The sequence below is a fragment of the Neomesorhizobium albiziae genome (assembly GCF_900114255.1).
Lineage (GTDB): Bacteria > Pseudomonadota > Alphaproteobacteria > Rhizobiales > Rhizobiaceae > Neomesorhizobium > Neomesorhizobium albiziae.
Genome location: NZ_FOSL01000008.1, coordinates 235,003 through 246,691 on the forward strand (window position 1 = coordinate 235,003; position 11,689 = coordinate 246,691).

Genomic DNA, 11,689 nt, shown 5'->3' on the forward strand with positions numbered 1-11,689 from the left:
CATATACACAGAAATGCCGGGCTTGGGGATGCGGCAGAGCAACACCCGCGGGAATGATGACCGGTGTCAGCCGCTCAATGGCAGCGGCGGTCTTCCTCGAACTCGCCGGCGATGACCTTGTCGCGCATGCGGTCGAGCAAGGCCAGCGCTGCGTTTTCGCCGTTGGTGCGCAGCAGTTCGGCAAAAGCGGTGGCAAGGGCCGCCTCCGCGATGATGTCGGGCTCGATGCCGGCGGAAAGGCCTTCCGCCCAGGCTTCGTTGTGGCTCTCGACAGCGGTCAGCCGCTTTTCTTCCCTGACCAGGGCGTCGATATCGCTAGCGGTATGTTCCATACTCAACTTCCACCCTTTCAAGCACATATCCGTTCAAATACGGATCAACTTGAGTCGTCCCTTTTAATGTCCCGTTAAGGGTTTTAGCACGACTACCCCAGCTTGTATTTTAGCCATTGCTGGAAAAGTTAACAGTCATTTAATTGCCATATCGCCCGGCAATTTCGCGACTCAACGCCTCACCCTCCTTCATGTAGCGACTGATCGCTTCGGCTGCGGAAGGGGTGCATGCGACGTAGATTTCGTCGAACGAGCGGTAGCCGCGGTTGAAATTGGCAATGAATCGGGCGCGCCGCGCGGCATCCGGATGTTCCGCCGCGAGCAGCTTTTCCATCTGGCCGCGCCATTGGTCGCCGGTCTCGCCGCAAAGATTGCGTAGATAATGGAGCGACCCCAGAACCTCGGCCAATCGCATCAACCGGCTCTCGAAAGGCGCCTCGGCGGCTTGCGCAGTGCTGCTCATCGCTGTGGCGAAGGCGAGGGACGCGGCGAAAAGAACTGAGCGAGTGACCATAAGCCCTTGTGGCGAAAGATTTTGTCACCTGCAAGGCGTCGAAGCGGGAGGTTGTCGCCGCCGTTACGACCGGAGATCAGCGTCCGGCACGGTAAGTAGCTCCCTGGCGACTTCGAGCACGGAAGCAATGACCGGCAGGCTTTCCATGTCGGCCAGCGTGAACCAGCCGGCCTCGTCTGCGTCGTCGCCGGCTTCGGCTTCACCGTCACGGTAAAGACCCTTGAAGACCTGCAACCGGAAATCGACGGGTTTGCCGTCCGGCTCTCGTGCGATCAGGTATTCGCGATGCGGTGAAAGCTCGCCCGCCGTCAGCCCGGTTTCTTCCAGAAGCTCGCGCCGCGCCGCCTCTTCGATGGTTTCGCCGGCCTCCACGCGCCCGCCCGGAAACGCATAAAGGCCGAGCGACGGTGCGCGACCCCTTCGCACGAGCAGGATGCGGTCGCCGCGCACCAGGGCGACGGAAACGGCGGGAACGGCGAGGCTGCTCATGGCTTCATTTGCAGTGCAAATTTTTGTGGACGGGCACAGTCTTGGCACGGATTCGGTTGAGCCGCCATGATCCAGCGCCCACATAGAGTTGCGGGCAAGCCGCACTGGAGAAATGCAGGCGCATTCATGTGCGGACGATTTGCCCTTACAGCCGGGCCGGACCAGACGGCGGCGTTTCTGGGGCTCGACGAGGTCGAGGAGTTCCCGGCGCGCTACAACATCGCGCCGACCCAGCCGGTGCTGATGGCGATTGCCGCCCCGCCTCGCGCCCCGGGCTCCAATCTGCCGGAGCGTCGCACGCTTCTGGTGCGCTGGGGGCTGATTCCCGGCTGGGCCAAGAATCCCGGCGATCTGCCGCTTCTGTTCAACGCGCGCTCCGAAACGGCGGCTGAAAAGGCTTCGTTCAAGGCAGCGATGCGGCACCGCCGCGCGCTGATCCCGGCATCAGGTTTTTACGAATGGAAACGCATCGGCAACAAGCAGTCCCAGCCTTATTGGGTGCGGCCGAAGGCCGGCGGCATCGTCGCCTTTGCCGCCCTGATGGAAACCTGGTCCGAACCCGGCGGTTCCGAGATCGATACCGGGGCCATCCTGACTACCAATGCCAACCCGGAATTCTCAGCAATTCACGACCGCATGCCCATCGTCATCCAACAGCAGGATTTCGCGCGCTGGCTGGATTGTCGTTTTCAGGAGCCGCGCGACGTGGCCGATCTGCTGCGTCCGGCCGAACCCGGCTTCTTCGAGGCCATTCCTGTCTCCGACAAGGTCAACAAACCAGCGAATACTGGCCCCGAAATCCAGGAACGTGCCGAGCCGGTTGCCACAGCGCCCGTGGAAAGGCCGAAGAAGGCAGCCGTCGACCCGGACCCCGGCCAACTGACGCTTTTTTAGGCTGAGATTCCCGAATGGCCGATTTTGTCTGAAACTGGCCTATTGCGCCGGCTGCACCAAGAACGCCAGAAGGCGGCATGTCGTCATCGCTCGCTTCCGCCGCCATTTCCGGATTTCTGCTCGGCGCCTCGCTGATCCTGGCGATCGGCGCCCAGAATGCGTTCATCCTGCGCCAGGGGCTGCTCAAGCAGCATGTCTTCATTCTCTGCCTGATCTGCGCGGCGTCGGACGCGTTGCTGATCGCGGCAGGAGTCGCCGGGTTGGGCACGCTGATTGCCAGGTCGCCGCAACTCATCCTGGCGGTCACCGTTGGAGGCGCGCTGTTCCTGTTTGCCTATGCTTTACTGGCGTTCCGGCGCGCCATGCACCCGGAAGCCCTGTACGCCGCAAAAAGGGGCGAGGGCAGCCTGAAGGCGGCGATCGCCGCATGTCTCGCCTTCACCTTCCTCAACCCGCACGTCTACCTCGACACGGTGGTGCTGCTCGGCTCGCTGTCGGCAAGCTTCGAGGGCTCGGCGCGCATTGCTTACGGCGCCGGCGCGGTAGTCGCGTCATTCGTCTGGTTCTTTGGCCTGGGCTACGGCGCCCGGCTGCTTCAGCCGATTTTTGCCAGACCCGCGGCCTGGCGCGTGCTCGACATCCTGATCGGTGTCGTCATGACGGCGATCGGACTTGGCCTGATCGCCCGTCTCGCCTGACTTTCAGGCGGCCTTCACGGTCTTGGTGGTGTTGACGCTCCGCTTCTTGGCAGAGCAGATCAGCGCGGCCTGTACGGCGGCAAGGCCGATGGCGCGGTACTGTTTCGTGAGATCAGCGTGTTGAGCGCGGGCACGTTCGGCTTCGCTCTGTTTTCGTGGCATTGTTCTCTTCCCTTGGGTCATGTTGCGTTGAGGGGGCCGGAAGTGATGGCTGAATGGGTCGAAATCGTGACGCCAACCCAATAAAACCGCCGGTAACCCTGTTTTCTTGTATAGACATGTTTAATAAAAACTTACGGAGCGGGTTGGTTCCGAAAAAGCGACCATTTTCCATTGAGAATGCGGCTTGACGGCAACAGTCGGCAGGGCGATAAAGCCCGCGATGAAAACGTTTTTCGCCATTTGCGGCATTTGCATTATTGGCTAGCGCCAAGCGCTGGACCGGACGTTTTCGCCTTCTCTCTCGACAGACAAGCAAACGCCCCGGCCAGCAGGCCAGGGGTTTTTTATGTCTGACGGTTCCAGGGGTTTGCGGCTCTACAACACGCTGACGCGCACGAAGGAGGATTTTGTCCCCATCGATGCCAACAACGTGCGCATGTATGTCTGCGGCCCTACGGTCTACGATTTCGCCCATATCGGCAATGCACGGCCGGTGATCGTCTTCGACGTCCTGTTCCGGCTGCTGCGCCATCTCTACGGCGCCGATCACGTCAACTACGTCCGCAACATCACCGACGTCGACGACAAGATCAACGCGCGCGCGGCGCGTGATTATCCCGACCTGCCGTTGAACGAGGCGATCCGCATCGTCACCGAAAAGACCAACCAGCAGTTCCAGGACGATGTGGCCGCACTCGGCTGCCTTCCGCCCACCAGCCAGCCGCGCGCCACCGAGCATATCGAGGAGATGCGGGCGCTGATCGAGCGGTTGGTGAGGAATGGCGTCGCCTATGTCGCCGAGGACCATGTGCTGTTCTCGCCCTCGGCGATGAATGCGCGCAAGGGGCCGCGCTATGGCGCGCTGTCGCGGCGCGCGCTGGACGACATGCTGGCTGGCGCCCGCGTCGACGTTGCCGCCTACAAGCGCGACGAGATGGATTTCGTGCTTTGGAAGCCGTCGAAGCCAGGCGAACCCGGCTGGCCGTCGCCCGCGCGTATCGAAGTTCTCGGCCGTCCGGGCTGGCACATCGAGTGCTCGGCCATGTCGATGGCGAAGCTGCTCGAGCCCTATGGCGGGGGGCTGAAATGCGACGACCCGGAGAAGAATGTCTTCGACATCCATGCCGGCGGCATCGATCTCGTCTTCCCGCACCACGAAAACGAACTGGCGCAGTCTTGCTGCGCTTTCGGCTCGGAGAAGATGGCCAACATCTGGATGCACAACGGCTTTTTGCAGGTCGAAGGCAGGAAGATGGCCAAGAGCGAAGGCAATTTCGTTACGATCAACGAGTTGCTGAACACCGAGACGTTTGGCGGGCGCAAGTGGCCGGGCGAGGTGCTGCGACTGGCGATGCTGATGACCAACTACCGTGAGCCGATCGATTTTAGTTTGAGGCGACTGGAGGAAGCGGAAAGCAAACTCACCACTTGGTGGTCGATCATGGACCAACTTACTCTGCAGGAACTTAAGGGATCACCTAGTGATGGTCTGGTTTCAGTTCTGGGTGATGATCTCAATACTTCTGCTGCAATAGCTTACTTGACCAAGCAGGAAAACGTGGGCCGGTCTTCGAATGAAGGGGCCCGTCAGTTCGGAATTGACATTGCTTTCCTAGGCTTAGCTGTCGCTTTTGCCCAGGAGCGCTTTGATCTTACAGACGATCAATACGCTCAAAAGCTCGGCTATCCTGAGATGGCTTCAGCTAGGAGCGCTATTGGTTTGAGGATTAGAGAAATGGCGGCCGATGCGAGCGGAATAAGCAGAGCTAAAGTTGCCAATCGGATCGCAGAACGCCTCTCCCTCATCGCCTCGAAAAACTGGGCCGAAGCCGACCGCATCCGCGACGAGTTGCTGGCGCAGGGCATCCAGTTGAAGGACGGCAAGGACCCAGCCACCGGCGAGCGCGTCACCACCTGGGAGGTCAAACGGTGAGGCGTCAGATTGCGGAAAGGTCTGCGGGACAGCGCCCCCCTCTGTCCTGCCGGACATCTCCCCCACAAGGGGGGAGATCAGCTGCCATTTTCGCTTCCGTCAATCGCGAACGTTGCAAAGTAAGGCGCCGTGCAAGCGGCCGGCCTGATCTCCCCCCTCGTAGGGGAGATGTCCGGCAGGACAGAGGGGGGCAACGTAGAGCGACTGCCTTAAGCTTGGTTCGGTCTGACCGAAGGCGAGGCCTGCTGATCATGCCCCATACGCCGCTTCCTCCGAAAAATCGCGCCCGCGCAAAATCCATGCGCCGGGTCATGACGGACGCGGAACTGAAGCTGTGGAATGAATTGCGTGCGCATCGTCTGATGGGCCTAGGTTTTCGCAGACAGGTACCCATCGCGGGATACATCGTTGACTTTGCGTGTTCGGCCAAAACGCTGATCGTTGAGGTCGACGGGTCACAACACGCCGACGCCGAACGTTCGGATGCCGACGAAGCGAGGACTAGGCGTCTTGAGCAGGACGGCTGGACCATGCTGCGCTTCTGGAACGGCGACGTGCTTGCCGATATCGATGGCGTGTGCCAGCACATCGTCATTTCAGCCGGGCTGGCGGCGGAGGACGCGCTTCGGCAGGCATCAGGCAAAACCACGCAACCGGAGGAATTCGCATGATCGATCACACCGGCATCGCTGTTGCCGATTTCGACAAGGCCAAAGCCTTCTACGACAAGGCGTTTGCACCGCTGGGCGCTTCGCTGCTGATGATGGTGCCGGCCGAATACACCGGCGGCGTCAAGGTCGGCGGCTACGGGCGCGAGCGGCCGGTGTTCTGGCTGCATGAGGCTTCGCCGACGGGACCCGGCCGCCACTATGCCTTCACTGCGAAGAGCCGCGCCGACGTGGACGCCTTCTACGCCGCCGCGATCGCCGCGGGCGGCAAGGACTATGGTGAGCCGGGACCACGCCCGCATTACCACAAGGACTACTACGCCGCCTTTGTCTACGATCCCGACGGCAACAATGTGGAAGCCGTCTGCCACGCGGCGGAATCGGCATGAGCCTCGACAACAAGCCGGTTTACTCGGGCGGATGCCAGTGCGGCGCGGTGCGCTTCCACGTCGAGGGCGCGCTCGGCGAAGCATCCATCTGCCACTGCCGCATGTGCCAGAAGGCCAGCGGCAATTTTTATGCCGCGCTCGTCTCCGTGCGTGACGCCAAACTCGTGTGGACGCGGGGCGAACCGAAGCGGTTCAAATCCTCCAGCCATGGCTTCCGGGGGTTTTGCGAGGCGTGCGGCACGCCGCTGACCTTCGAAGCGCCCGAGGGAACTGCCTTGGCCATTGGCGCTTTCGACGACCCGTCCGTCATCGCGCCGAGCATTCAGTGGGGCATCGAGGCGAAGCTACCTTATGCTGACGGCATCCCCGCGTTGCTCGGCGCGGAGACCATCACCGACGAGGAGACCAGCTCTTACCTCGCCGACCTCGTCTCCTACCAGCATCCCGACCATGATACCGATCAATGGCCGCCCAAGGAGCGCAAATGAACGAACCGACAACCGGCGGCTGCCAGTGCGGCGCGGTGCGTTATCGCATCGACCAGGCGCTGGAGAACGCCCATATCTGCCATTGCCGCATGTGCCAGAAAGCCTCCGGCAATTATTTCCTGCCGCTGGCGCGCGCTTCAAAGGCTTCACTCACGATTACACGCGGTGAGGTCGGCTGGTTCCATTCGTCCGATGTCGTGCGGCGCGGCTTCTGCCGTAGCTGCGGCACGCCGCTGTTCTTCGATGTCGTCGACAGGGACAGCATCAATGTGGTGCTCGGCGCCCTCGACGAGCCGGCATCGGTCAAGCCGGAATTCCAGTGCGGCCCAGACGAAAAAATGCCGTGGTTCGGGGAACTCGACGGGATGGAGCCGGCGGCGGACGAGACCTCCTGGTATGAGGCAGTTGCACCGTCCAACCACCAGCATCCCGATCACGATACCGACCAATGGCCAGTTGCAGGCAAGAAATGACAAGCGATTTGCGTAACCTTTATCCGGAACTCACGCCGTTCGAGACCGGCATGCTCGACGTCGGCGACGGCCACAAGGTCTATTGGGAGCGTTCCGGCACAAAGGGCGCCAAGCCTGCGGTGTTTCTGCATGGGGGCCCCGGGGGCGGCGTTTCGCCGAAGCACCGGCGCTTGTTCGATCCGCAGCTTTATGACGTCATTTTGTTCGACCAGCGCGGCTGCGGAAAGTCGACGCCGCATGCGGAACTGGAAGCCAACACCACCTGGCATCTGGTCGCCGACATCGAGCGGCTGCGCAAAATGGTCGGCTTCGACCGATGGCTGGTGTTCGGCGGCTCATGGGGCTCGACGCTGGCGCTGGCCTATGCCGAGACGCACCCGGAGCGCGTGAGCGAACTGGTGCTGCGCGGCATCTTCACACTGCGCCGCTCGGAGTTGCTGTGGTACTATCAGCACGGCGCCTCGCTGATGTTTCCCGACAAATGGGAGCGTTTCATCGCGCAGATTCCGCATGCCGAACGCGGCGACCTGATATCAGCCTTCCGCAAGCGGCTGACCAGCGACGACCCTGCGGTGCGCATCGCTGCGGCCAAGGCGTGGAGCCTGTGGGAAGGCGAGACGATCACCCTGCTGCCGGACCCCGTGACCAGCGGCGCCTTCGGCCAGGACGAATTCGCGCTGGCCTTCGCCCGCATCGAAAACCATTATTTCGTCCATGCCGGCTGGATGGACGAGGGCCAGCTTATCCGCGACGCCGGAAAGCTGAAGGGCATTCCAGGTGTCATCGTGCAGGGCCGCTACGACATGGCCTGTCCGCCGGCGACAGCATGGGAACTGCACAAGGCCTGGCCGGCGGCCGAGTTCCACATTCTCGAAAATGCCGGCCACGCCTATTCAGAGCCGGCGATCATGGACCGCCTGATCCGCGCGACGGACGGTTTTGCGGGGAAATCGTCGTGACCTTTTGCGCGCTACGTTGCCCCCCTCTGTCCTGCCGGACATCTCCCCCACAAGGGGGGAGATTGGCAGCTTCGACAATACAGCCTCCTCTGAAGCGTTGGAGATTGGCGAAAACAAAGCGGCCGGCTGATCTCCCCCCTTGTGGGGGAGATGTCCGGCAGGACAGAGGGGGGCGCGAAGGACCGCGACCTTCATTGGTATTTCAATGAAAAAACAACGCCTCTACCTCTTCGACACGACACTGCGTGATGGCCAGCAGACGCCGGGCATCGACTTTTCCGTCGAGGACAAGATCGCCATCGCAAAGCTGCTGGATGAGTTCGGCGTCGACTATGTCGAAGGCGGCTATCCCGGCGCCAATCCCACCGATACGGCTTTTTTCACTGAAAAGCGTACGGCACACTCGAAATTCGTCGCCTTTGGCATGACCAAGAGGGTGGGGGTATCGGCGTCCAACGATCCGGGCCTGGCCGCTTTGGTGCAGGCGAAGTCGGATGCCGTCTGCTTCGTGGCCAAGAGCTGGGACTATCACGTTCGCGTGGCGCTCGGCTGCACCAACGAGGAAAACCTCGACGCCATCCGCGCTTCCGTCGAGGCGGCGGTCGCGGCCGGCAAGGAGGCGATGGTCGACTGCGAGCACTTCTTCGACGGCTTCAAGGCCAATCCCGATTATGCGCTGGCCTGCGCCAAGACCGCCTATGACGCCGGTGCGCGCTGGGTGGTGCTGTGCGACACCAATGGCGGCACGCAGCCCTCGGAAGTGCGCGAGATCGTCGCCAAGGCGATCGCCGCCGGCATTCCAGGTGGCAACCTCGGTATCCACGCCCATGATGACACCGGCCAGGCGGTCGCCAATTCGCTGACCGCGGTGGAAGCCGGCGTACGCCAGATCCAGGGCACGTTGAACGGCATCGGCGAGCGTTGCGGCAACGCCAACCTCATCTCCATCATTCCGACATTGGCGCTGAAGCCGGCATTCGCGGAAAAATTCGAGACCGGCATTTCAGCAGAGCAGCTTGCCGGCATTTCGCGGCTGTCGCGCGGCTTCGATGAATTGCTAAACCGTGCGCCCGAAGCCCAGGCGCCCTATGTCGGAACCTCGGCATTCGCCACGAAAGCCGGCATCCATGCTTCGGCGCTGGCAAAGGAGCCAAAAACCTACGAGCACGTGCCGCCGGAAACGGTCGGCAATCGCCGCAAGGTCATGGTGTCGGACCAGGGCGGCAAGGCGAATTTCGTGGCCGAGCTCAAGCGCCGCGGCATCGACGTGCCGAAGGATGATCATCGGCTCGACGCGCTGATCTCGGTGGTCAAAGAGCGCGAGGCCGAAGGCTATGCCTATGAAGGCGCCGATGCGAGTTTCGAGCTTCTGGCGCGAAAAATGCTGCACACCGTGCCGGAATTCTTCCGGGTCACCTCGTTCCGCTGCATGATCGAGCGTCGTTTCGACGCCAACGGCCAGTTGAAGACGGTGTCGGAAGCGATCGTGAAAGTGCTGGTCGACGGCGAGGAGAAGATGTCGGTCGCCGAGGGCCACGGGCCTGTCAATGCACTCGACATCGCGCTGCGCAAGGATCTCGGAAAATTCCAGGCCGAGATCGGCGATCTCGAACTGGTCGACTACAAGGTGCGTATCCTCAATGGCGGCACCGAGGCGATCACCCGCGTCCTGATCGAATCGCACGATGCGACCGGGGCACGCTGGTGGACGGTCGGCGTTTCCGACAACATCATCGATGCCTCGTTCCAGGCGTTGATGGACTCGATTGTCTACAAGCTGATGAAAAACCGCGAAATGGCTGGGCTGGTGGCGGCGGAGTAGCAAAACGCCACTGAACCATCAGCGGAAACTTCATGGACCATAAGAAGTTTGAAATGGTCCTTTGGCCTGCCACGGCGCATAGAGTGCGGCCATGACAGCCCAATCGACGCCTCCACCTGCCCAGACCGATGCCTCACGGGGCTTCGCGCTGGCGCTTGGCGCTTATCTCCTGTGGGGGTTGCTGCCCTTTTACATGAAGGCGGTGGCGCATCTGCCGCTGACCGAAGTGGTCGCGCACCGCATCCTGTGGTCGGTGCCGATTGCCGGCGCCACGCTCGTCTGGCTGCGCCGCACCGCTGATTTCAAGGTGGCCATCCGCTCGCCGCGCATGCTGGCGATGGCCGCGCTGACGGCGACGCTGATCACCGTGAACTGGGGCATCTATGTCTGGGCGATCGCCGTCGACAGGACAGTCGAGACCGCACTTGGCTACTACATCAACCCGCTGGTCAACGTCGTCGTCGGAGCGCTGCTTCTCAGCGAGCGGCTTGGCCGGGCCCAGATTTTCGCAGTGGCGCTGGCGGCTGTCGCGGTAACAGTGCTCACTTTCGAGGCAGGGCAGTTGCCCTGGGTTTCGCTGGCGCTGGCTTTCTCGTTCGCCGCCTACGGCTATTTCCGCAAGACGCTGCCGATCGGCCCGAGCCAGGGGTTCTTCCTCGAAGTGCTTTTGCTGTCGGTTCCAGCACTTGGCTATGTCATCTGGCTGCAGTCGACGGGGCAGGGGCATTTCCTCACCGGGGCACCGGGCGACACATTGCTGCTTCTGGGTTGCGGACCGGTGACCGCGGTGCCTCTGCTGCTGTTTGCCTTTGGCGCACGGCTGCTGCGCTTTTCGACCATCGGCATCATGCAGTATATCGCACCGACCATCGTCTTCCTGATTGCCGTCTTCGTATTCGGCGAGCCATTCGACGCCATCCACGCGCTCGCCTTCGGCCTCATCTGGGTGGCGCTGGCCATCTATTCGTGGTCGATGTTTTTCGCACCGAAAGCACAGCAAGCGGCGTGATCGCTTGAAGAGAATGCCTGTGATGTCTTGGGGACCGGAATGTACGAACTTCTCATCGCCAACAAGAACTATTCATCCTGGTCGCTGAGACCCTGGTTGCTGATGCGCACCCTTGGCATTCCCTTCCGCGAACGGCAGATTCCATTCCCGGCGGGTCCGAGCTACGAGACGTACCGTCCGTTCTCGCCGAGCGGACGGGTGCCGTGCCTGAGGGATGGAGGCATCGCGGTATGGGACTCAATCGCGATCGTCGAATATCTCGCCGAGCGCCACCCCGGCGTCTGGCCGAAGGATGCCGTGGCGCGCGCCTGGGCGCGCTGCGCATCGGCCGAAATGCACTCCTCGTTTCAGGACCTGCGCAACGTCTGCGGCATGAGCTGCGGGGTGCGCGTGAAGTTAAGGCAGCGTCCGGCGGGACTGGAACGCGATATCGCGCGCATCGGCGAGCTGTGGAACGAGGGGCTGGAGCGCTTCGGCGGTCCGTTCCTGGCAGGTGGAGCTTTCGGTGGCGTCGATGCCTTCTTTGCGCCCGTGACGTTCCGCGCCCTGGTGTTCGGGCTGGATTTCGGAAAACGCGGCAATGCCTATGCGCAGATGATCCGCGATCTGCCAGCGATGCGCGAATGGTATGATGCCGCTCTCGCCGAGACCTGGCGCGAAGTTGGTCACGAGAACGAAATCATGGCGTCTGGCGATATCGTCGAGGACTACCGCGCCACCGGCGCCTAGAGCGGTTCCGATTCTTTCAGAACCGACAACTCGCTCTAGAGCGTTTCCGAGTTTGACCGAATCGTTAGGGATTCCAGTTGGTTTGATTTTGTGATTCAAGATGCTGGCTGGATAGGAGGCCAGCATCGAT

15 protein-coding genes are annotated in these 11,689 nt (G+C 61.8%); 11 read left to right on the forward strand and 4 right to left on the reverse strand.

Annotated features, from left to right (window positions below):
- Positions 1 to 74 precede the first annotated feature (74 nt).
- The 3 genes from F3H98_RS15385 to F3H98_RS15395 form a co-directional block, all read right to left on the reverse strand.
- Positions 75 to 332: a hypothetical protein gene (locus F3H98_RS15385; protein WP_149761019.1), complete on the reverse strand. Its 258-nt coding sequence runs from the start codon at positions 330 to 332 to the stop codon at positions 75 to 77.
- 139 nt (positions 333 to 471) lie between these two features.
- Positions 472 to 846: a TIGR02301 family protein gene (locus tag F3H98_RS15390; RefSeq protein WP_149761020.1), complete on the reverse strand. Its 375-nt coding sequence runs from the start codon at positions 844 to 846 to the stop codon at positions 472 to 474.
- Between the two features lie 63 nt (positions 847 to 909).
- A complete protein-coding gene (locus F3H98_RS15395; protein WP_149761021.1) occupies positions 910 to 1,335 on the reverse strand; it encodes an NUDIX hydrolase in 426 nt (141 codons plus the stop codon).
- A gap of 126 nt (positions 1,336 to 1,461) precedes the next feature.
- On the opposite strand from F3H98_RS15395, the gene F3H98_RS15400 reads away from it, so the two are divergent.
- Complete coding sequence (locus F3H98_RS15400; protein WP_149761022.1) at positions 1,462 to 2,229, forward strand: SOS response-associated peptidase; 768 nt, start codon at positions 1,462 to 1,464, stop codon at positions 2,227 to 2,229.
- 77 nt (positions 2,230 to 2,306) lie between these two features.
- Positions 2,307 to 2,927 (forward strand): LysE/ArgO family amino acid transporter, encoded by a 621-nt coding sequence (locus tag F3H98_RS15405; protein ID WP_149761023.1) that lies wholly within the window; start codon positions 2,307 to 2,309, stop codon positions 2,925 to 2,927.
- A 3-nt stretch (positions 2,928 to 2,930) separates the two neighbouring features.
- On the opposite strand, the gene F3H98_RS15410 is transcribed toward F3H98_RS15405, so the two are convergent.
- Positions 2,931 to 3,089 (reverse strand): transcriptional regulator, encoded by a 159-nt coding sequence (locus F3H98_RS15410; RefSeq protein ID WP_149761024.1) that lies wholly within the window; start codon positions 3,087 to 3,089, stop codon positions 2,931 to 2,933.
- 346 nt (positions 3,090 to 3,435) lie between these two features.
- On the opposite strand from F3H98_RS15410, the gene cysS reads away from it, so the two are divergent.
- The 9 genes from cysS to F3H98_RS15460 all read left to right on the forward strand — a co-directional run bounded on the left by cysS (position 3,436) and on the right by F3H98_RS15460 (position 11,559).
- Positions 3,436 to 5,022 carry a cysteine--tRNA ligase gene (gene cysS, locus F3H98_RS15415; RefSeq protein WP_149761025.1) on the forward strand — a complete coding sequence of 529 codons (1,587 nt, stop codon included), beginning with the start codon at positions 3,436 to 3,438 and terminating at the stop codon, positions 5,020 to 5,022.
- Positions 5,023 to 5,273: 251 nt separating this feature from the next.
- Complete coding sequence (locus tag F3H98_RS15425) at positions 5,274 to 5,693, forward strand: endonuclease domain-containing protein (protein ID WP_149761026.1); 420 nt, start codon at positions 5,274 to 5,276, stop codon at positions 5,691 to 5,693.
- Positions 5,690 to 6,079, forward strand: a complete 390-nt coding sequence (locus F3H98_RS15430; RefSeq protein ID WP_149761027.1) for a VOC family protein — start codon at positions 5,690 to 5,692, stop codon at positions 6,077 to 6,079. Before F3H98_RS15425 ends, F3H98_RS15430 begins: the two co-directional genes overlap by 4 nt.
- Positions 6,076 to 6,567, forward strand: a complete 492-nt coding sequence (locus F3H98_RS15435) for a GFA family protein (RefSeq protein ID WP_149761028.1) — start codon at positions 6,076 to 6,078, stop codon at positions 6,565 to 6,567. Before F3H98_RS15430 ends, F3H98_RS15435 begins: the two co-directional genes overlap by 4 nt.
- A complete protein-coding gene (locus F3H98_RS15440; protein WP_149761029.1) occupies positions 6,564 to 7,040 on the forward strand; it encodes a GFA family protein in 477 nt (158 codons plus the stop codon). Before F3H98_RS15435 ends, F3H98_RS15440 begins: the two co-directional genes overlap by 4 nt.
- Positions 7,037 to 7,999 carry a prolyl aminopeptidase gene (gene pip, locus F3H98_RS15445; protein ID WP_149761030.1) on the forward strand — a complete coding sequence of 321 codons (963 nt, stop codon included), beginning with the start codon at positions 7,037 to 7,039 and terminating at the stop codon, positions 7,997 to 7,999. Before F3H98_RS15440 ends, pip begins: the two co-directional genes overlap by 4 nt.
- 205 nt (positions 8,000 to 8,204) lie before the next feature.
- Complete coding sequence (gene cimA / locus F3H98_RS15450) at positions 8,205 to 9,821, forward strand: citramalate synthase (RefSeq protein WP_149761031.1); 1,617 nt, start codon at positions 8,205 to 8,207, stop codon at positions 9,819 to 9,821.
- Between the two features lie 91 nt (positions 9,822 to 9,912).
- Positions 9,913 to 10,830 carry an EamA family transporter RarD gene (gene rarD, locus F3H98_RS15455; RefSeq protein WP_149761032.1) on the forward strand — a complete coding sequence of 306 codons (918 nt, stop codon included), beginning with the start codon at positions 9,913 to 9,915 and terminating at the stop codon, positions 10,828 to 10,830.
- 39 nt (positions 10,831 to 10,869) lie between these two features.
- The gene (locus F3H98_RS15460; RefSeq protein WP_149761033.1) at positions 10,870 to 11,559 is read left to right on the forward strand and encodes a glutathione S-transferase family protein; all 690 of its coding nucleotides are present in this window, start codon (positions 10,870 to 10,872) and stop codon (positions 11,557 to 11,559) included.
- The last annotated feature ends 130 nt before the right edge of the window (positions 11,560 to 11,689 follow it).

Coding starts and splice junctions, on each gene's coding strand:
- F3H98_RS15400 (WP_149761022.1), top strand. CDS start 1,462: ATGTGCGGACGATTTGCCCTTACAGCCGGGCCGGACCAGACGGCGGCG.
- F3H98_RS15405 (WP_149761023.1), top strand. CDS start 2,307: ATGTCGTCATCGCTCGCTTCCGCCGCCATTTCCGGATTTCTGCTCGGC.
- F3H98_RS15430 (WP_149761027.1), top strand. CDS start 5,690: ATGATCGATCACACCGGCATCGCTGTTGCCGATTTCGACAAGGCCAAA.
- F3H98_RS15390 (WP_149761020.1), bottom strand. CDS start 846: ATGGTCACTCGCTCAGTTCTTTTCGCCGCGTCCCTCGCCTTCGCCACA.
- cysS (WP_149761025.1), top strand. CDS start 3,436: ATGTCTGACGGTTCCAGGGGTTTGCGGCTCTACAACACGCTGACGCGC.
- F3H98_RS15435 (WP_149761028.1), top strand. CDS start 6,076: ATGAGCCTCGACAACAAGCCGGTTTACTCGGGCGGATGCCAGTGCGGC.
- cimA (WP_149761031.1), top strand. CDS start 8,205: ATGAAAAAACAACGCCTCTACCTCTTCGACACGACACTGCGTGATGGC.
- F3H98_RS15410 (WP_149761024.1), bottom strand. CDS start 3,089: ATGCCACGAAAACAGAGCGAAGCCGAACGTGCCCGCGCTCAACACGCT.
- rarD (WP_149761032.1), top strand. CDS start 9,913: ATGACAGCCCAATCGACGCCTCCACCTGCCCAGACCGATGCCTCACGG.
- F3H98_RS15385 (WP_149761019.1), bottom strand. CDS start 332: ATGGAACATACCGCTAGCGATATCGACGCCCTGGTCAGGGAAGAAAAG.
- F3H98_RS15440 (WP_149761029.1), top strand. CDS start 6,564: ATGAACGAACCGACAACCGGCGGCTGCCAGTGCGGCGCGGTGCGTTAT.
- F3H98_RS15395 (WP_149761021.1), bottom strand. CDS start 1,335: ATGAGCAGCCTCGCCGTTCCCGCCGTTTCCGTCGCCCTGGTGCGCGGC.
- F3H98_RS15425 (WP_149761026.1), top strand. CDS start 5,274: ATGCCCCATACGCCGCTTCCTCCGAAAAATCGCGCCCGCGCAAAATCC.
- F3H98_RS15460 (WP_149761033.1), top strand. CDS start 10,870: ATGTACGAACTTCTCATCGCCAACAAGAACTATTCATCCTGGTCGCTG.
- pip (WP_149761030.1), top strand. CDS start 7,037: ATGACAAGCGATTTGCGTAACCTTTATCCGGAACTCACGCCGTTCGAG.